Consider the following 18,787-nt stretch of genomic DNA (forward strand, 5'->3'; position numbering starts at 1 on the left):
CGCGGCATTTTAACCCTCTAAGCGCTCCCAGTTACCACACCTCTAAAGGCGAAAGCACAGCAGACACGCTATAATCCCGCTCTTTTTCCCGGAGCGACGTCATGTCCCTGCCCAGCCTTCGCCTCAAAGCCAATGCCGACCGCCGCCTGCGCGCCGGCCACCTGTGGGTCTACAGCAACGAAGTCGATGTCAGCGCGACCCCTTTGCAAGGCTTCCAGGCGGGTCAGCAGGCCATTCTCGAGGCAGCCAACGGCAAGCCGCTGGGCATCGTCGCGCTGAGTCCGAACAACCTGATCTGCGCCCGCCTGCTGTCACGCGACATCAAGCTGCCGCTGGACAAGTCGCTGCTGGTACACCGCCTGAACGTCGCCCTGTCGCTGCGCGAGCGCCTGTTCGACCAGCCGTGCTACCGCCTGGTCTACGGTGACTCCGACCTGCTCCCGGGCCTGGTGGTCGACCGCTTCTTCGATATCCTCGTGGTGCAGCTGGCCTCGGCCACCATGGAAGCGCACAAGGATGATGTGATCGCCGCACTGGTGCAGGTGCTCAAGCCCAGCGGCATCCTGTTCAAGAACGATTCGGCCGCGCGCGACGCCGAAGGCCTGCAGCGCTATGTCGAGACCGTCTACGGCGAAGTGCCGGACTGGGTGCCGCTGGAAGAGAACGGCGTCAAGTTCGAAGCTCCGGTGCGCGAAGGCCAGAAGACGGGCTGGTTCTACGACCACCGCATGAACCGCGCCCGCCTGGCACCGTACGTGAAGGGCAAGCGTGTACTCGACCTGTTCAGCTACATCGGCGGCTGGGGCGTGCAGGCCGGTGCCTTTGGCGCCAGCGAAGTGTTCTGTGTCGATGCCTCGGGTTTTGCCCTGGACGGCGTGGAGCGTAACGCTGCACTGAACGGCATCAGCGAGAAGCTGACCTGCATCGAAGGCGACGTGTTCGAAGCCCTGCGCGAGCTCAAGGCGGCCGAAGAACGCTTCGACGTGATCATTGCCGACCCACCTGCCTTCATCAAGCGCAAGAAGGACCTGAAAAACGGCGAAGCGGCCTACCGCCGCCTGAACGAACAGGCCATGCGCATGTTGAACAAAGACGGCATCCTCGTCAGCGCCTCGTGTTCAATGCACCTGCCCGAGGACGACCTGAACAACATCCTGCTGACCAGTGCCCGCCACCTGGACCGCAACATGCAGCTGCTTGAGCGAGGCGGTCAGGGCCCGGATCACCCGGTACACCCGGCCATCGCCGAAACCCGCTACATCAAAAGCATCACCTGCCGGTTACTGCCAAACAGCTGATATCTGCCAAAAAGGGCCGCCCAGCGGCCCTTTCCTGCCGCAATCCCCCCGCCAACCATCCACATCTGCATTCCCTCACCGCGCCAGCGGTGTAGAATCGGCCTATTCATCGCCAGTCATCCCCGGCGGGTTTATGAGCTCTGGTCAAGCACGCGGCGATCCCGCGCGGTCTTGGCCCCATCCGTGCCAGTGGCAACCGGCCTGCGGCGCAAAGGACAAGAGAAGCTCACTCCCCTATTTGTGACCTGATTAAGCCGCCAGGAGTGTTTCATGCCTGATTATCGTTCCAAGACTTCCACCCAAGGCCGCAACATGGCCGGCGCCCGTGCCCTGTGGCGCGCCACCGGGATGAAGGACGAAGACTTCAAGAAACCGATCATCGCCATCGCCAACTCGTTCACCCAGTTCGTCCCGGGCCATGTGCACCTGAAGGACCTGGGCCAGCTGGTGGCCCGCGAAATCGAACGCGCCGGTGGCGTGGCCAAGGAATTCAACACCATCGCGGTCGATGACGGCATCGCCATGGGCCACGACGGCATGCTGTACTCGCTGCCAAGCCGCGAAATCATTGCCGACGCGGTGGAATACATGGTCAATGCGCACTGCGCCGACGCCATCGTCTGTATCTCCAACTGCGACAAGATCACCCCCGGCATGCTGATGGCCGCCCTGCGCCTGAACATCCCGGTGATCTTCGTTTCCGGCGGCCCGATGGAAGCCGGCAAGACCAAGCTGGCCAGCCACGGCCTGGACCTGGTCGATGCCATGGTCATCGCGGCCGACTCCACGGCCTCCGACGAGAAAGTCGCCGAATACGAGCGCAGCGCCTGCCCGACCTGCGGTTCGTGCTCCGGCATGTTCACCGCCAACTCGATGAACTGCCTGACCGAAGCCCTGGGCCTGGCCTTGCCGGGCAACGGTTCGACCCTGGCCACCCACTCCGACCGCGAGCAGCTGTTCCTCACGGCCGGCCGCACCATCGTCGAGCTGTGCAAGCGCTACTACGGCGAGAATGACGAGTCGGTACTGCCACGCAGCATCGCCAACTTCAAAGCGTTCGAAAACGCCATGATGCTGGACATCGCCATGGGCGGTTCGACCAACACCATCCTGCACCTGCTGGCAGCAGCACAGGAAGGCGAAGTGGCGTTCGACCTGCGCGACATCGACCGCCTGTCACGCAAAGTGCCGCAGCTGTGCAAAGTGGCGCCGAACATCCAGAAGTACCACATGGAAGACGTCCACCGCGCCGGCGGCATCTTCAGCATCCTCGGTTCGCTGGCCCGTGGCGGCCTGCTGCACACCGACCTGCCGACCGTGCACAGCCGCAGCATGGAAGAAGCCATCGCCAAATGGGACATCACCCAGACCGATGACGAAGCCGTGCACACCTTCTTCAAGGCTGGCCCTGCCGGTATCCCGACCCAGACCGCATTCAGCCAGTCGACCCGTTGGGAAACCCTCGACGACGACCGTGAAAACGGCTGTATCCGCAGCTTCGAACACGCCTACTCGCAAGAGGGCGGCCTGGCCGTGCTGTACGGCAACATCGCGCTGGATGGCTGCGTGGTCAAAACCGCCGGTGTCGACGAATCGATCCACGTGTTCGAGGGCACCGCGAAGATCTTCGAAAGCCAGGACAGCGCCGTGCGCGGCATCCTCGCCGACGAGGTGAAAGCCGGCGACATCGTGATCATCCGCTACGAAGGCCCGAAAGGCGGCCCGGGCATGCAAGAAATGCTCTACCCGACCTCGTACCTCAAGTCCAAAGGCCTGGGCAAGGCCTGCGCCCTGCTCACCGACGGTCGCTTCTCGGGCGGTACCTCGGGCCTGTCGATCGGCCACGCCTCGCCAGAGGCCGCGGCGGGCGGCGCCATCGGCCTGGTGCGCGACGGCGACAAGGTACTGATCGACATCCCTAACCGTTCGATCAACCTGCTGGTCAGCGATGAAGAGCTGGCGGAACGCCGTGTCGAACAGGACAAGAAGGGCTGGAAGCCAGCCGAGGTCCGTCCACGCAAGGTGACCACCGCGCTCAAGGCCTATGCCCTGCTGGCCACCAGTGCCGACAAAGGCGCTGTGCGTAACAAGGCGATGCTGGAAGGCCTCTGAGGTGCTTTTGGCGTGAAATAAGAACCGGCGCCCTGGGCGCCGGTTTTTTATGCCTGCACCGGCCCCTTCGCGGGCACGCCCGCTCCCACAGGGGCCGCACAGGTAGGGCAAGATTTACTGGATCTGCTCCGGCGTGACAATCACCCAGTTCTTGTCGGCCGTCACCGGCAACCCTTCCTTGGCCTGTGCCGCCGCATTTTTGGCAATCATCCCGTTGAGCTGGTCCATGTACTTGGCCTTGCGGTTTATCCACAGGTGGATACCGCCTTTGCCCACATCCACCCCGTGGAACTGCATGTAGCCATCGCTGGTCGGCGTGTCGCCGCCCACCAGCACCGGTTTCTTCCACTCATCGATGTAGGTAAGGATCGCCGCCTGCTTGCCCGCCATCCAGGTGGCCGGGGTCCACAGGTAAGGGGTCAGCTCCAGGCCCTCGTTAGCCTTGGCATCGTATTGCCCGGCGCTGATCTGCTTGCGCGCAGTGGTCAGCTGGCCGCTGGCGCGGTCCTTGAGCAGCAGGCTCACGCCAATCACGTTCTGGGGCTTCACGTTGTATCCATACTTGGGGTCCGAGGCGACCATGCGCACCAGCTCTTCGGAGGCCGCCGAAACCACATAGACCTCGATGCCATTCTCCATCAGCTTGTTGTACAGCTCGGCCTGGCCCTTGAAGACCTTGGGCGGCTGAACCTCGATGGCCTTGACCTGGTCGCCTTCGTAATAGGTGCTGGGGATCGGCTTGGTCGAAGCCATCAGCTCATCCACCTGCACCTTCAGCTCCTGCAAGGTAAAGCCCGAGAACACCTGGGCTACCCACGGGTAGCAGACCATGTCATCGATTTCACACAGCCGGTAGTAATAACTGAACAGGCTTTCCTTGTGCTCGGCAGTGTCCTTGAACGGCATCAGCTTCAACGAAGGGTCGAGCTTGTCGCGGCTTAGCAGGCCCTTGTTTTCCATAAACGGAAGCAAGGCTTCTTCCAGGTCATAGCGATAACTGGTGTTGTCCATGTCAAACACCGCGTAGTTACCCTTGTTGGCATTGGCGGCGATCATGGCGTCGAGCTGTTTGGCCGCGTCGGCAGGCCAGTGTTTGAGCTCCGTGGCGAAGGTTTCGATACTGAACAGCAGGGACAGGCCGATGGCGGCGGCTTTCACAGCGACTTTCATGTACGAATCTCCTGAAATGACCCAGAAACGCTAGTGCAACAATCCCCACTGCAAGCCCCCGATAACGACCTCCAGGCAGCTGCAAACGCCTTGTTCATTGCAATCTGCGACATCCCGTTATTCCATAAACGACTATGTAAATTCCATTTGGGTATAAATTCGTTTGTTTTCAGGCTGTTAGCATTTCCGTTCGCAATCGCTCACAGAGGCGATGCCACTTCTGCTTTTTTCTGCTGGAGCTTCAATGAACCTGCCGCTGTCACTCAACCTGCTGGCGTTCCTGGCCCTGTTGCTGGGTCTGGCACAAACCCGCCGCACCGACTGGAGCCTGGCCAAGAAGGTACTGCTTGGCCTGGTGCTGGGCGTGGTCTTCGGCCTTGTGCTGCACACGATCTATGGCGCTGGCCACCCCGTGCTCAAGGCAACCATCGCTTGGCTCGACCTGGTCGGCAATGGCTATGTCGGCCTGTTGCAGATGATCGTCATGCCGCTGATCTTCGCCTCGATCCTCAGTGCCGTGGCACGTTTGCACAATGCCTCTTCACTGGGCCGCATCAGCGTGCTGAGCATCGGCACCCTGCTGCTGACCACGGCCATTGCCGCCCTGATCGGCATTGTGTTGACCAACCTGTTCGGCCTCAGTGCCGAGGGCCTGGTGGCCGGCGCCCAGGAAAGCGCACGCATGCAGGTTATCCACAGTGACTACGCGGGCAAGGTCGCCGACCTCAACATCCCGCAACTGCTGCTGTCGTTCATCCCCAGCAACCCGGTAGGCGACCTGGCGCGGGCCAAGCCGACCTCGATCATCAGCGTGGTGATCTTTGCCGTGTTCCTCGGCCTGGCCGCGCTGCAGTTGATCAAGGACGACGCCGAGAAGGGTGAGCGCGCCCTGTCGGCCATCGACACCCTGCAGGCCTGGGTGATGCGCCTGGTGCGGGTGGTGATGAAGCTGACCCCCTATGGCGTGCTGGCGTTGATGACCAAAGTCGTGGCCAGCTCCAACACGGAGGACATCCTCAAGCTGGGCAGCTTCGTGGTGGTGTCGTACCTGGGCCTGGGGTTGATGTTCGTGGTGCATGGCATCATCCTCGCCGCCACCGGTGTGAGCCCGCTGCGCTTCTTCCGCAAGGTGTGGCCGGTGTTGACCTTCGCCTTCACCAGCCGCTCCAGCGCCGCCAGCATTCCGCTGAACATCGAGGCACAAACCCGCCGTCTGGGCGTGCCGCAATCGATCGCCAGCTTCAGCGCATCGTTCGGCACCACCATTGGCCAGAACGGCTGTGCCGGGCTCTATCCGGCCATGCTGGCGGTGATGGTCGCGCCAGCGGTGGGCATCGACACCTTCGACCCACTGTGGATCGCCACCCTGGTGGCCATCGTCACGCTGAGTTCGGCAGGGGTGGCCGGCGTGGGCGGCGGTGCCACCTTCGCCGCGCTGATCGTGCTGCCAGCCATGGGGTTGCCGGTGGAACTGGTGGCGTTGCTGATTTCGGTGGAGCCGCTGATCGACATGGGCCGTACGGCGTTGAACGTGAACGGTTCGATGACGGCGGGCGTTGTCACCAGCCAGCTGTTGAAAGAGACTGACAAGGAAGTGCTGGCCGGTGATGAACATGCCGAGCTGAGCCACACCTGACAGGTCGCCGGGGCGCATTGCGCCCCTATCGCGACAAAGCCGCTCGTGTCTTGCTCAAAACCTGAACCCCTGCGCCCCCCCCGTAGGAACGGGTTTACCCGCGAAAGGGCCAGGCCTGCTGGCCAATTTCACCAGCCGTTCACCGTTGCCGCCGCTACCGTATTCGCGGGTAAACCCGCTCCTACAGGGTGGTGGACACACATTGGTGATTGGCCGCAGGCCGCTGTAGGAGCGGGTTCACCCGCGAAGGGCTGCAAAGCAGCCCCCAACAATCTCAACCCTTATCCCAAACCTCGAAGTGATACACCGGCTTACCTTCCTCAGCCTGTGCCTCGCTAGAAGTCAGCCTCCACTGCCCTTCATCAAACGCCGGGAACCACGCATCCCCCTCTGGCGCCAACTCAACCCGCGTCAGGTACATGCGGCTGACCAGCCCCTTCTCCAGCGCCTGCCCATACAGCTGCGCGCCACCAATCAGCATCAGCTCACCGACGCCCTGCTCGCGCGCCCACTGCTCGGCCCGCACCAACGCCTCTTCAAGCGAGGCGAACACCTCGGCACCCGCCAATTCAAGCCCCGGCTGGCGGCTGACCACGATGTTCAGCCGCCCAGGCAGCGGCCGCCCCAGCGAGTCCCAGGTCTTGCGCCCCATGATGATCGGCTTGCCCAGGGTGGTGGCCTTGAAGTACTTGAAGTCCCCCGGCAAATGCCAGGGCATGGAGTTGTCGATGCCGATCACGCGGTTCTCGGCATAAGCCGCGATCAGGCTGAGGGGGAGTGATGTATTCATGCCAGCGAGGATAGCACCGGGCGTGTGGGTTATGCTTCTGCCTTGACCTGTGCAATGGAAGACCTTGTGACTGCACCCACGCCACTGGACAAGCGCTGGCTCACCGAAGCGGTACGCCTGCGCGAAGAACATGCCGGCCCGCTGGAAGACCAGGAAGCCAACCGCTACGCCCGCCAGCTAGGTGGCGACCTGGCCACGCGCATCGAAACACGTGCGCTGTTCCTGGCCGAGCGCGATGACATGACCGGCGCCCTGCGCCATTGGAAGCAGGGCGCGCGCCTGGCGCTGCTGGCCTTGTTGCTGATGGCCGTGCTCAGCGGCGTGGGCCTGGGGCTGGCCGCCCTCGGTGACGGGCAGCGCCCGGTGAATGTGTTCTGGGCGCTGGGCAGCCTACTCGGGCTGAACCTGCTGATGCTACTTGGCTGGGGCATGGGTTTTGCCCTGAGCGGCGAGCATGGCGCAGGGCTGGGCCGCTTGTGGCTGTGGCTAAGCGAACGCTTTGCCCGCGATGCCAAGGCCGCGCACCTGGCGCCAGCGCTGCTGGTGCTGCTGCAACGTCAACGCCTCAACCGGTGGCTGCTCGGCCTGTTGGTACACGGCCTGTGGCTGCTGGCGATGCTCACCGCGCTGGGCATGCTGCTGGTTTTGCTGGCGACCCGGCGCTATGGCTTTGTCTGGGAAACCACCTTGCTCGCCGCCGACCCGTTCATTCACCTGACCCAAGCGCTGGGCGCCCTCCCCTCGTTGCTGGGCTTCGCCGTGCCCGACGAAGCCATGATCCGCGCCAGCGGCGACAGCCTGCCAGCCCTGGACGTGGCCCGCCAGGCCTGGGCCAGCTGGCTGCTCGGCGTGGTGCTGGTATACGGCCTGCTGCCCCGCCTGCTGCTGGCCGGGCTATGCCTGTGGCGCTGGCGCCAGGGCCGTGAACGCCTGACGCTGGACCTGGGCCTGCCCGGCTACGCGCAACTGCGCGAGGCACTGATGCCGCGCAGCGAGCGCATCGGCGTGCAGGATGCTGCCCCGCAAGCCTTGCCACAGTTTGCCGCCGGGCAGCTGGAAAGCGGCAGCAGCGGTGCCCTCCTGGTGGGCCTGGAGCTGGACGACCAGCGCCCTTGGCCACCGGTCCTGCCCAAAAGCGTGACCGATGCCGGCGTGCTCGACAGCCGCGAATCACGCAACCGGTTGTTGGAGCAGCTCAGCCGCTTCCCACCGGCACGCCTGGCCATCGCCTGCGACCCACGCCGCTCGCCGGACCGCGGCAGCTTGGCGCTGCTCGCCGAACTGGCGCGCAATGCCGGCGCAACCCGTATCTGGCTGCTGCAGGCTGCACCGGGCCAGCCCCTCGATGCCGAGCGCCTGGGCGATTGGCACGAAGCCCTTGACCGCCTTGGCCTGCAACATGCCGACACCTCACCGCTGACCTGGTTGGAGCATGGCCATGACTGAGCCACTGAAACTGGCCGTGGTCGGCCATACCAATGTTGGCAAAACCTCGCTACTGCGCACCCTGACCCGCGACGTCGGTTTTGGCGAAGTGTCCCACCGCCCCAGCACTACCCGCCATGTGGAAGGTGCGCGGCTGTCTGTGGACGGTGAACCCTTGCTGGAGCTGTACGACACGCCCGGCCTGGAAGATGCCATCGCCCTGCTCGACTACCTTGAACGTCTGGAACGCCCGGGCGAGCGCCTGGACGGCCCGGCCCGGCTGGAGCGCTTTCTGCAGGGCAGCGAAGCGCGCCAACGCTTCGAGCAGGAGGCCAAGGTATTGCGCCAACTGCTGGCCAGTAATGCCGGGCTGTATGTGATCGATGCGCGCGAGCCGGTGCTGGCCAAGTACCGCGACGAACTGGAAGTACTGGCAAACTGCGGCAAGCCGTTGCTGCCGGTGCTCAACTTCGTCGCCAGCAGCCAGCACCGTGAGCCGGAATGGCGTGAAGCCCTTGCCCGGCTTGGGCTTCACGCATTGGTACGGTTCGACAGCGTGGCCCCGCCAGAGGATGGCGAGCGCCGTTTGTACGAAAGCCTGGCGCTACTGCTGGAAAACGCCCGCCCGGCGCTGCAACGGCTGATCGACGACCAGCAGGCACAGCGTTTGGCACGCCGGCACAGCGGCAAGCGCCTGATCGCCGAACTGCTGCTCGATTGCGCTGCATGCAGACGCAGTGTCGAGGCCGAACCAGCGGCAGAAGCCCGGGCCATCGAGGCGCTGCGCCAGGACATACGCCAACGAGAACAACGCTGCGTCGAAGCCTTGCTCAAGCTGTATGCCTTCCGCCGCGAGGATGCCCATGCCAGCGACCTGCCATTGCTGGACGGCCGCTGGGGCGATGATTTGTTCAATCCAGAGACGTTGAAACTGCTGGGCGTGCGCCTGGGTAGTGGCGTGGCGGCGGGCGCGGCAGCGGGGGCCGGGGTCGATTTGCTGGTTGGTGGCCTTACCCTCGGCGCGGCGGCGCTGGCCGGGGCGATTGCCGGCGGTGCGCTGCAGACGGCACGCAACTATGGTTCGCGGTTGATGGGCAAGCTCAAGGGCAAGCGCGAGCTGACCGTGGACGACACGGTATTGCGTTTGCTGGCCTTGCGTCAGCAGCAGTTGATGGTGGCGCTGGATAACCGCGGGCATGCGGCGCAGGACAGCATCAGGCTGGGTGAGCTGGATGAAAAGGCCTGGCGTGAGGGCAAGTTGCCGGAGGCGTTGGTCAAAGCGCGGGCGCACCCGCAGTGGTCCACCCTGAATCCCGGGGCCAAGCTGAATCAGGCTGAGCGGCAGGAGCAGTTGGAGGCGCTGGTTTCACAGATTTGAGCCAGCAGGGTTGGCCTCTTCGCGAGTAAACCCGCTCCTACGGGCGGCCTGTGTACAACCACCGATGTGTGTCCACCACCAATCCGGCGTAGGAGCGGGTTTACCCGCGAATATGGTGGCGGCGGCAACGGTGAGCGGCGGGTAGAAATTGGCCAGCAGGGCCGGCCCTTTCGCGGGTAAACCCGCTCCTACGGGCGGCCTGTGTACAACCACCGATGTGCGCCCACCACCAATCCGGCGTAGGAGCGGGTTTATCCGCGAATACGGTAGCGGCAGCAACAGTGAACGGCGGGTGGAAATTGGCCTGCAGGGCCGGCCTCTTCGCGGGTAAACCCGCTCCTACACGGCGGCCTGTGTACAACCACCGATGTGTGTCCACCGCCAATCCGGTGTAGGAGCGGGTTTACCCGCGAATACGGTGGCGGCGGCAACGATGAGCGGCGGGTGGAAATTGGCCAGCAGGGCCGGCCTCTTCGCGGGTAAACCCGCTCCTACACGGCGGCCTGTGTCCAATCCCCGATGTGCGCCCACCACCAATCCGGTGTAGGAGCGGGTTTACCCGCGAATACGGTGGCGGCGGCAACGGTGAGCGGCGGGTAGAAATTGGCCAGCAGGGCCGGCCTCTTCGCGGGTAAACCCGCTCCTACACGGCGGCCTGTGTACAACCACCGATGTGTGTCCACCACCAATCCGGCGTAGGAGCGGGTTTACCCGCGAATATGGTGGCGGCGGCAACGGTGAGCGGCGGGTAGAAATTGGCCAGCAGGGCCGGCCCTTTCGCGGGTAAACCCGCTCCTACGGGCGGCCTGTGTACAACCACCGATGTGTGTCCACCACCAATCCGGTGTAGGAGCGGGTTTACCCGCGAATACGGTGGCGGCGGCAACGGTGAGCGGCGGGTGGAAATTGGCCAGCAGGGCCGGCCTCTTCGCGGGCTCCTACACGGCGGCCTGTGTTCGCGGATGTGCGCCCCACCAATCCGGTGTAGGAGCGGGTTTACCCGCGAATACGGTGGCGGCCGGCGGGTAGAAATTGGCCAGCAGGGCCGGCGGGTAAACCCGCTCCTACACGGCGGCCTGTGTACAACCACCGATGTGTGTCCACCACCAATCCGGTGTAGGAGCGGGTTTACCCGCGAATACGGTAGCGGCAGCAACAGTGAACGGCGGGCGGAAATTGGCCAGCAGGGCCGGCCCTTTCGCGGTTTACCCGCGAAGAGGCCGGCCCTGCAATAGTGAAGCGTTACTGCTGGGCCACCCTCTCCGACTTGCCGTCATAGCGCTTGCGCCATTCGGCCAGAATCTGGTCGCGGTTCTTCGAGGCCCAGGCAAAGTCGTTCTTGATCAACCGCTGCTCATAATCCGCCGGTAGCTCGGTCTGCGGCTTGGCGATGCCCGGCGCGGCCAGTACGGCGAAGTTTTCCTTGTACAGTTCCATGGCCGCCGGGCTGGCGGAGAAATCGGCCAGGCGCTTGGCTGCATCCGCCTTGGGCGAGCCTTTGATCACTGCGGTTGCCTCGATCTCCCAGCCCAAACCCTCCTTTGGCAGCACGATGTCCAACGGCGCGCCTTGGCGCTTGAGCTGAACGGCCGGGTATTCGAACGAAATACCGATGGGGAACTCGCCCGCCGCCGCCAGCTTGCACGGTTTGGAGCCGGAATGGACGTACTGGCCGATGTTCTGGTGCAGCGCATCCATGTAGGCCCAGCCCTGCGGCTCGCCAAAGGTCTGCAACCAGGCACTGACATCCAGGAAGCCGGTGCCGGACGAGGCCGGGTTGGGCATGACGATCTTGCCTTTGTACTCAGGCTTGGTCAGGTCCTGCCAGCTCACCGGTTTGCTCAGGCCCTGTTTCTCGGCCTCGATGGTGTTGAAGCAAAGGGTGGCGGCCCACACGTCCATGCCGACCCAGGCTGGCGGGTTGGCGGCGTCACGATAATTGCCGGAAATCTTGCCCAGGTCCTTGGGCGCATAAGCTTCGAGCATGCCGTTCTGATCGAGGATGGCCAGGCTCGATGCCGCCAGCCCCCACACAGCGTCGGCTTGCGGGCGCTCTTTCTCCGCCAGCAGCTTGGCAGTGATGATGCCGGTGGAATCACGCACCCACTTGATCTCGATATCCGGGTTGGCTTTCTCGAAGGCCTGTTTGTAGGTTTTCAGCTGCTCGGCTTCCAGAGCGGTGTAGACCGTCAGCTGGGTAGCAGCGGCCGAAGCCTGCAGGCTGAACACAGCGGAAACGGCAGCGGCAAGGGCAAGGTGCTTGTGCATGGGTAGGTTCCTATCAGGTCAGACGGTCGCGGCGCGTTGGCGCCAGGCTTGGGAGCGGCGCAGCAGGCCGCGCGAGGCTGCAGCCAGCAACAGTGAAGCGCCGGCACTGGTCAGCAGGATCAAGGTGGACATGGCGGCGGCACCGCCAACGTTGCCGGCGTCGTCCATGTTCAGCACGGCAACGGCAGCCAGGAGGGTGTCGGGGCTGTACAGGAAAATCGCTGCCGACACGGTGGTCATTGCCGATACGAACAGGTAGCGGATGATGTCCAGCAGCGCCGGCAGGCAAATCGGCACGGTCACGCGCAGGAAGTGCTTGTACAACGGCGCTTTCAGCGACAGCGCGGCGGCCTCGAACTCGCCGTCGAGCTGGCGCAGGGCGGTGGTCGCGGTCATCTGCGCGGTGGTCAGGTAATGGGCAATGGTGCACACCACCAGCAACCCCATGCCGCCGTACAGCACATGCAGCGGGTTGCCGTTCAGGTTGAAGAAGAATACGTAGCCCAGGCCCAGTACCAGGCCCGGCACGGCCATGGGGATGAAGCTGAGCAGGCGCAGCGCATGGTTGAGCAGGCCTTGGCCCTGGGTCTTCTCCATCAGGTAGGCACCGGTGAAGATCACGATGCTGCCGATCAGCGCGGTGCCAATGGCCATGGTCACGCTATTGCGGTAGGCCAGCCAGCCGCCACCGGCAGTGTCTTCGAACATGTAGTGGCGCAGCGACAACGACAGGTTGTAGGGCCAGAAAGTGACCAGCGAGGAGTACACCGCCATACCGATCACCATCAGCAACGCCGCGCACACCAGCAGCACAATGGTCAGGAAGCAGGCATCGCGGCCGCGTGATGGCTTGGGTTCGAACACCTGGGCACGGCCACCCATGGCCTCGCCCTGGCGTCTACGCAGCCAGGCGTCGACGGTAAAGCTGAACAGGGCCGGCAACAGCAGCACCATGCCGATCAGCGCGCCACGGCCGAACTGTTGCTGGCCCACCACCGCCTTGTAGGCTTCCAGCGCCAGCACTTGATAGTCGCCCCCCACCACGACCGGTACACCGAAGTCTGTGATAGTCAGCGTGAATACCAGGCAAAACGCCGCGAATACCGCCTGGCGCGAGGCCGGCCAGGTGATGCTGGTGAACGCACGCCACGAGCCTGCCCCCATACTGGAGGCCGCATCGAACAGGCGAGCATCGGCCAGTGACAGTGCCGACATCAGAATCATCAGCGCATGCGGGAAGGTGTAGATGGCCTCGCCCAGCACGATGCCCCAGAAGCCGTAGATATTGTCGCTGAGCAACCCACGCAGCAGGCCCTGGTTGCCAAACAGGTAGACCAGGGCGATGGCCGGCAGCATCGACGGTGCCAGCAATGGCAGCAGCGAAATCCCCCGCCACAGGCCCTTGGCCGGAATCAACGTGCGTTGCAGGGCAAAGGCGAACAAATAGGCCAGCGGTACCACAATGGCCGCGACGGTGAAGGCCACCGACAGGCTGTTGCCAAGCAGCCAATGGAAGCTGGCGCTGGTGAACAGTTCACGGGCCGCCAGCAAGCCACCGCCCTGGCCCGCTTCACCGCTGAAACCACGCCAGAAGATCGCCAGCAACGGCATCAGCACGGCCAGCACCAACAGGATCAGCAGCAGGCTCTTGCCGCCGACGACGAACAGCCGGTCACCCAGGGCGATGCCAGCACGCGGCGCGGCTTTGGCCTGGCTCAACGGCAGGGACATTGGCGCGGCCATCTCAGGCAAACACCTGCAGGCTCTGCGGCGGCAACGCCACCCAGATGTCCTGCGAGCCCAGGCGCGGCATGGCCTCAGGGGCCAGCTCGGCCAGCAGGGCATGGCCTGGCAGGGCCTTGAGTTCAAAGCTCATGCGGCAGCGGTTACCGAGGAAGGTGATTTCGCGGACCATGGCCGGGAACAGGTTCTCTTCGTGCACCACCGGGTTGACCGTGATTGCTTCCGGGCGGCAGAACAGCCGGCCACTGCTGGCCTGGGCTGAACCCGGCGCCAGGCGCATGTTCATGTCGCCGACCAGGGCATGGCTGTCGCTGCGGCGCTGGAACGGCAGCCAGTTGCCCTGGCCGACGAACTCGGCCACGAACGGCGTGGCCGGGTGGTCGTAGATTTCCTGCGGGGTGGCGTACTGCTCGACCTGACCGTTGTTCATCACCGCAATGCGGTCGGCCATCAACATGGCCTCGTCCTGGTTGTGGGTAACCATCAACGTGGTGATGCCCAGTTGGCGCTGCAGCTGACGCAGTTCGGTGCACAAGTGCTCGCGCACCCGGGCGTCCAGCGCCGACATCGGCTCATCGAGCAGCAGCAGCGATGGCGACGGTGCCAGCGCGCGGGCCAGGGCCACACGTTGCTGCTGGCCACCGGAGAGCTGGCCTGGGTACTTCTTCTCGCTGCCAGACAGGCCAACCAGTTCGAGCATTTCGGCCACCCGCTGACGGGCCTGCTCGCGACCACTGCCCGTCAGGCCATAGGCGATATTGGCTTCGACGGTAAGGTTGGGAAACAGCGCGTAGGACTGGAACAGGATGCCGTAGTCCCGCGCCTGGGGGGACAGATCGGAGATATCGCGTTCGCCGATGTACAGCGTACCGCGATCCTGGCGCTCCAGGCCGGCAATGCAACGCAGCAGCGTGGTCTTGCCACAGCCGGATGGGCCGAGCAGGCACACCAGTTCGCCCGCGGCGATGTCCAGCGAGACATCGTTGAGCGCCGTAAAGGCACCGAAGCGCTTGTGGATGTTGCGCACTTTAATCTGTGCGCCGGGGGTGGTGTGGTTCATGGCATGGCCTCATCGAAGAGATGGGGCCATGCTAGGCAGGCTGTGCGAAGGTTCTGTGGCTTTAAGGCAAAAGCCGGTGATAGTGGTATAGGTAGATTTAGTAGTGGCCTGTACCGGCCTCTTCGCGGGTAAACCCGCTCCTACAACGGAATGCGTGTTTGCGGAAAATGCAGGCATGCGTGTTCGCAGAAATGCAGGAGCGGGTTTACCCGCGAACAAGCCAACACGAATCTAGAACTGCGAACCGGCCACTTCCTGCGCCACCCCCAGGAATGCCGCCGGCAACCGGGCCTGGCGCCGCTCCTTCAGGCAATACAGGTACTCATGCATCACCGGCGCATTTTCCAGCGCCAGCACCCGGAGTTCGGGATTGTGCGGCACCTCATGGCGGGCAATCACGCTGATGCCGATATTGCGCAGCACCGCTTCGCGGATCGACTCGCGGCTGCCGATTTCCATCATGGCGCTGGCCTTGACCCCAGCCTCCTGCATCATCTGCTCGGTCAGCTTGCGTGTGGTCGAGCCCTTCTCGCGCATCAGCAGGCAATGCCCCGACACCACCTCGATCGACACCGTCTGGCGATGGGCCAGCGGATGGTTGCGGTGCACCGCCACCACCAAAGGGTCAGTGCCCAGTATCCGCCGCACCAACCGTGCGTCCTCCACCCATTGCGACGACGCGGCAATGTCCACCCGGTAATCCTCGAGCATTTCCAGCACCTGCTGCGAGTTGCCGATCTCCACCGCCACTTCAACCTGCGGCAGGCGTTCGCGATAGATCTTGACCAGGTCGAGAATGTAGTAAGGCGCAGTGGCAGCAATGCGCAGGCTGCCCTGGGCCTGGCCACTGTTGCGCAGTTCGAACTCGATGTCGGCTTCCTGCTGCAGCAGCGCCTTGACCATCGGCAGCAAGCGTAAGCCCTCCTCGCTCAACACCAGGCGCCGCCCGCCGCGGTAGAACAGCTCCACGGCGTACTGGCCTTCCAGGCTGCGGATCTGCGTGGTCACCGTGGGCTGGCTGAGGCCAAGCTTCTTCGCCGCCTGGGTGATGCTGCCCAGACGGGCCACCATGTAGAAGGCCTTCAGCTCGGAACTCAGCATGTACGTCCTCTATTTGCGCAAAAGGCGCAAGCCGTTGAACACCACCAGCAAGCTCACGCCCATATCAGCGAACACCGCCATCCACATCGTGGCCATGCCGGCGAAGGTGATCGCCAGAAATATCGCCTTGATGCCCAACGCCAGGACGATGTTCTGCATGAGAATCGCCGCACTTTGGCGCGACAGCCTGACGAAGGCCGGGATTTTGCGCAAGTCATCGTCCATCAGCGCCACATCGGCCGTCTCGATGGCGGTGTCGGTGCCGGCAGCAGCCATGGCAAAACCGATTTCGGCGCGGGCCAGCGCTGGGGCGTCGTTGATGCCGTCACCGACCATGCCCACCCGATGGCCCTGGGCGTACAACGCCTCAATGGTTCTCAGCTTGTCGGCCGGCAACAGGTTGCCCTCGGCGCGGTCGATCCCCACCACGGCGGCAATGGCCTGCGCAGTATGCGGATTGTCACCGGTCAGCATGACAGTCTTGATACCCAGTTGATGCAATTCGGCGATCGCCTGACGGCTGCTGTCCTTGACCGTGTCGGCCACGGCGAACAGTGCCAGAGGGCCGGATCGGTCGAGCAGCAGGACCACGGTCTTGCCCTGGCGCTCCAGCGCATCCAGTTGGGCCTCCAGCGCTGGCGAACACAGCCCCAGTTCCTCGACCAGGCGGTGGTTGCCCAAGTGGTAGACCTCACCGGCGATGACACCACGCACGCCACGCCCGGCCAGGGCGGCGAAGTCACTGACCTCGCTCAAGGCCAGGCCTTGCTGCTTGCCGAACTCGGCAATGGCGCGGGACACCGGGTGGTCCGAACGCTCGCCCAGGCTGGCCGCCAAGGCTTGCGCACGGTCTTCGAACAGCGGCGCCAGCACCTTGGCGTCGGTCTGCACCGGCTTGCCATGGGTGATGGTGCCGGTCTTGTCCAGGGCCAGGAAATCCAGGTGGCGGCCACCCTCCAGGTACACGCCACCCTTGATCAGGATGCCTTTGCGCGCAGCGGCGGCCAGGCCACTGACGATGGTCACCGGGGTCGAGATCACCAGCGCGCAGGGGCAGGCCACCACCAGCAGCACCAAGGCGCGGTAAACCCAGTCGAACCAGGCGCCAGCCATGAACAGCGGGGGTAACAGCGCCACGGCCAGGGCAATGGCGAATACCACCGGGGTGTAGATACGCGAGAAACGGTCGACGAAGCGTTGGGTAGGCGCCCGCGCGCCCTGCGCTTCCTCCACAGCCTTGATGATCCGCGCCAGGGTCGACTGCCCGGCAGCGGCGGTGACGCGAAACTCCAGCGCCCCCGCCTGGTTGATGGTGCCAGCGAACAGCTTGTCGCCCACCCCCTTCTCCACAGGCAGGCTTTCGCCGGTAATCGGCGCCTGATCGACGCTGGATTGCCCGCTGGTCACTTCACCGTCCAGGCCGATGCGCTCACCGGGGCGCACCCGCACCAGTGCGCCGATGGCCACCTCACGCACTTCCAGCTCGCGCCACTGGCCATCGGCCTGCTGCACCGTAGCCATGTCCGGGGTCAGTTGCATCAACCCGCCGATGGCATTGCGCGCACGGTCCAGCGAGCGCGCTTCGATCAGTTCGGCAACGGTGAACAGCACCATCACCATAGCCGCTTCCGGCCACTGGCCGATCAATACGGCCCCCGTTACGGCGATACTCATCAGCGCATTGATGTTGAGGTTACGGTTTTTCAGGGCAATCCAGCCCTTCTTGTAGGTACCCAGGCCGCAACCGAGGATCGCGGCAAGCGCCAGTCCCGCTACCACCCACTCAGGGGCCAGTGCAGCAAAGTGCACGATTTCGGCGGCGATCGCGGCGACGCCCGACAATGCCAGTGGCCACCAGCGGGCCTTGGCCGGTTGTGGCACGCTGGCGCTGCCGTCGTCCTGGGCGGCAATCGGCTCGGCCTTCATGCCCAGGCTGTCGATAGCCCGCTCGATATCGGCGGTGCCGTCCAAGGTGTGGCGCACGCCAAGCACGCGGTTGATCAGGTTGAATTCCAGCTGTTCGATACCGGCCAGCTTGCTCAGTTTGTCCTGAATCAGGGTCTGCTCGGTGGGGCAGTCCATGGCCTCGATGCGGAAACGGCTGAGTTGTGCCTGGGCACTGGCCGTTTCGCTCAGTTGCACCAGCGGCGGCGCGGCTTTGGCGCCGCAGCAGCTGTGGCCGTGGGCAGCATGGCCATGGTCGTCATCACCATGAGCGTGATCGTGCGGATGCTTGTGTTCGTGGCTGACAGGCTGGTTCATGGGGTCATCCTTAAATTGAGCCTGTTGCCAAGTGAACACCCTGTAGCCACTATAGGGTCAAGCCACTTGCTGGAGATTTCGCGATGAAGATCGGAGAACTGGCCAAAGCCACCGACTGCGCGGTGGAAACCATCCGCTACTACGAGCGTGAAAACCTGCTGCCGGAGCCGGCGCGCAGCGAGGGCAACTACCGGTTGTACACCCAGGCCCATGTGGAGCGGCTGACCTTCATCCGCAACTGTCGCACGCTGGACATGACCCTGGACGAAATTCGCAGCCTGCTACGCCTGCGCGACAGCCCCGCCGACGCGTGCGGCAGCGTCAATGCGCTGATCGACGAGCATATCGAGCATGTTCAGGCGCGGATCGATGGCCTGGTGGCATTGCAGGAGCAGCTGGTGGAGCTGCGGCGGCGCTGCAACGCGCAGGGGAGTGAATGCGCGATCTTGCAGCAACTGGAGACGAACGGGGCGGTATCGGTGCCGGATACCGAGCATTCGCATGTGGGGCGGAGTCATGGGCATTAAGCCAGAAGCTTCGCGGG

13 protein-coding genes are annotated in these 18,787 nt (G+C 63.9%); 6 read left to right on the forward strand and 7 right to left on the reverse strand.

What is annotated here, in order from left to right:
• Positions 1-101: 101 nt before the first annotated feature.
• Both AC3RCM_RS26075 and ilvD read left to right on the forward strand, forming a co-directional pair.
• Positions 102-1,298 carry a class I SAM-dependent rRNA methyltransferase gene (locus AC3RCM_RS26075; protein WP_004575470.1) on the forward strand — a complete coding sequence of 399 codons (1,197 nt, stop codon included), beginning with the start codon at positions 102-104 and terminating at the stop codon, positions 1,296-1,298.
• Between the two features lie 270 nt (positions 1,299-1,568).
• Complete coding sequence (gene ilvD / locus AC3RCM_RS26080; RefSeq protein WP_003249056.1) at positions 1,569-3,410, forward strand: dihydroxy-acid dehydratase; 1,842 nt, start codon at positions 1,569-1,571, stop codon at positions 3,408-3,410.
• A 114-nt stretch (positions 3,411-3,524) separates the two neighbouring features.
• Here the strand turns inward: ilvD and AC3RCM_RS26085 are convergent, their stop codons facing one another.
• Positions 3,525-4,580, reverse strand: a complete 1,056-nt coding sequence (locus tag AC3RCM_RS26085) for an HAD family hydrolase (RefSeq protein WP_492629262.1) — start codon at positions 4,578-4,580, stop codon at positions 3,525-3,527.
• Positions 4,581-4,824: 244 nt separating this feature from the next.
• On the opposite strand from AC3RCM_RS26085, the gene AC3RCM_RS26090 reads away from it, so the two are divergent.
• On the forward strand, positions 4,825-6,216 hold the full coding sequence (locus AC3RCM_RS26090; protein WP_267273550.1) for an L-cystine transporter: 1,392 nt from the start codon (positions 4,825-4,827) through the stop codon (positions 6,214-6,216).
• Positions 6,217-6,490: 274 nt separating this feature from the next.
• On the opposite strand, the gene AC3RCM_RS26095 is transcribed toward AC3RCM_RS26090, so the two are convergent.
• Complete coding sequence (locus tag AC3RCM_RS26095) at positions 6,491-7,006, reverse strand: dihydrofolate reductase (protein ID WP_003249048.1); 516 nt, start codon at positions 7,004-7,006, stop codon at positions 6,491-6,493.
• 54 nt (positions 7,007-7,060) lie between these two features.
• Here AC3RCM_RS26095 and AC3RCM_RS26100 point away from each other — a divergent pair, with 54 nt between their 5' ends.
• Complete coding sequence (locus AC3RCM_RS26100) at positions 7,061-8,452, forward strand: DUF2868 domain-containing protein (protein ID WP_081273315.1); 1,392 nt, start codon at positions 7,061-7,063, stop codon at positions 8,450-8,452.
• Complete coding sequence (locus tag AC3RCM_RS26105) at positions 8,445-9,809, forward strand: GTPase/DUF3482 domain-containing protein (protein ID WP_014592746.1); 1,365 nt, start codon at positions 8,445-8,447, stop codon at positions 9,807-9,809. The genes AC3RCM_RS26100 and AC3RCM_RS26105 overlap by 8 nt, the downstream gene beginning before the upstream one ends.
• A gap of 1,242 nt (positions 9,810-11,051) precedes the next feature.
• Here AC3RCM_RS26105 and AC3RCM_RS26110 read toward each other — a convergent pair.
• The 5 genes from AC3RCM_RS26110 to AC3RCM_RS26130 all read right to left on the reverse strand — a co-directional run bounded on the left by AC3RCM_RS26110 (position 11,052) and on the right by AC3RCM_RS26130 (position 18,243).
• On the reverse strand, positions 11,052-12,077 hold the full coding sequence (locus AC3RCM_RS26110; RefSeq protein ID WP_492629263.1) for a putative 2-aminoethylphosphonate ABC transporter substrate-binding protein: 1,026 nt from the start codon (positions 12,075-12,077) through the stop codon (positions 11,052-11,054).
• 18 nt (positions 12,078-12,095) lie between these two features.
• Positions 12,096-13,820: a putative 2-aminoethylphosphonate ABC transporter permease subunit gene (locus AC3RCM_RS26115; RefSeq protein ID WP_064492969.1), complete on the reverse strand. Its 1,725-nt coding sequence runs from the start codon at positions 13,818-13,820 to the stop codon at positions 12,096-12,098.
• A gap of 1 nt (position 13,821) precedes the next feature.
• Positions 13,822-14,880: a putative 2-aminoethylphosphonate ABC transporter ATP-binding protein gene (locus tag AC3RCM_RS26120; RefSeq protein ID WP_198748440.1), complete on the reverse strand. Its 1,059-nt coding sequence runs from the start codon at positions 14,878-14,880 to the stop codon at positions 13,822-13,824.
• A gap of 231 nt (positions 14,881-15,111) precedes the next feature.
• A complete protein-coding gene (locus AC3RCM_RS26125; RefSeq protein WP_010955674.1) occupies positions 15,112-15,981 on the reverse strand; it encodes a LysR family transcriptional regulator in 870 nt (289 codons plus the stop codon).
• Between the two features lie 9 nt (positions 15,982-15,990).
• Complete coding sequence (locus AC3RCM_RS26130) at positions 15,991-18,243, reverse strand: heavy metal translocating P-type ATPase (RefSeq protein ID WP_409319902.1); 2,253 nt, start codon at positions 18,241-18,243, stop codon at positions 15,991-15,993.
• An 83-nt stretch (positions 18,244-18,326) separates the two neighbouring features.
• Between AC3RCM_RS26130 and cadR the strand changes: the two genes are divergently transcribed.
• Positions 18,327-18,770 carry a cadmium resistance transcriptional regulator CadR gene (cadR, locus tag AC3RCM_RS26135; RefSeq protein WP_019439122.1) on the forward strand — a complete coding sequence of 148 codons (444 nt, stop codon included), beginning with the start codon at positions 18,327-18,329 and terminating at the stop codon, positions 18,768-18,770.
• Positions 18,771-18,787 lie beyond the last annotated feature (17 nt).

The sequence above is a fragment of the Pseudomonas sp. GW823-FHT05G12 genome (genome assembly GCF_058795575.1).

Coding starts and splice junctions, on each gene's coding strand:
- AC3RCM_RS26115 (WP_064492969.1), bottom strand. CDS start 13,820: ATGGCCGCGCCAATGTCCCTGCCGTTGAGCCAGGCCAAAGCCGCGCCG.
- ilvD (WP_003249056.1), top strand. CDS start 1,569: ATGCCTGATTATCGTTCCAAGACTTCCACCCAAGGCCGCAACATGGCC.
- AC3RCM_RS26090 (WP_267273550.1), top strand. CDS start 4,825: ATGAACCTGCCGCTGTCACTCAACCTGCTGGCGTTCCTGGCCCTGTTG.
- cadR (WP_019439122.1), top strand. CDS start 18,327: ATGAAGATCGGAGAACTGGCCAAAGCCACCGACTGCGCGGTGGAAACC.
- AC3RCM_RS26110 (WP_492629263.1), bottom strand. CDS start 12,077: ATGCACAAGCACCTTGCCCTTGCCGCTGCCGTTTCCGCTGTGTTCAGC.
- AC3RCM_RS26125 (WP_010955674.1), bottom strand. CDS start 15,981: ATGCTGAGTTCCGAGCTGAAGGCCTTCTACATGGTGGCCCGTCTGGGC.
- AC3RCM_RS26120 (WP_198748440.1), bottom strand. CDS start 14,880: ATGAACCACACCACCCCCGGCGCACAGATTAAAGTGCGCAACATCCAC.
- AC3RCM_RS26075 (WP_004575470.1), top strand. CDS start 102: ATGTCCCTGCCCAGCCTTCGCCTCAAAGCCAATGCCGACCGCCGCCTG.
- AC3RCM_RS26130 (WP_409319902.1), bottom strand. CDS start 18,243: ATGAACCAGCCTGTCAGCCACGAACACAAGCATCCGCACGATCACGCT.
- AC3RCM_RS26100 (WP_081273315.1), top strand. CDS start 7,061: ATGGAAGACCTTGTGACTGCACCCACGCCACTGGACAAGCGCTGGCTC.
- AC3RCM_RS26095 (WP_003249048.1), bottom strand. CDS start 7,006: ATGAATACATCACTCCCCCTCAGCCTGATCGCGGCTTATGCCGAGAAC.
- AC3RCM_RS26105 (WP_014592746.1), top strand. CDS start 8,445: ATGACTGAGCCACTGAAACTGGCCGTGGTCGGCCATACCAATGTTGGC.
- AC3RCM_RS26085 (WP_492629262.1), bottom strand. CDS start 4,580: ATGAAAGTCGCTGTGAAAGCCGCCGCCATCGGCCTGTCCCTGCTGTTC.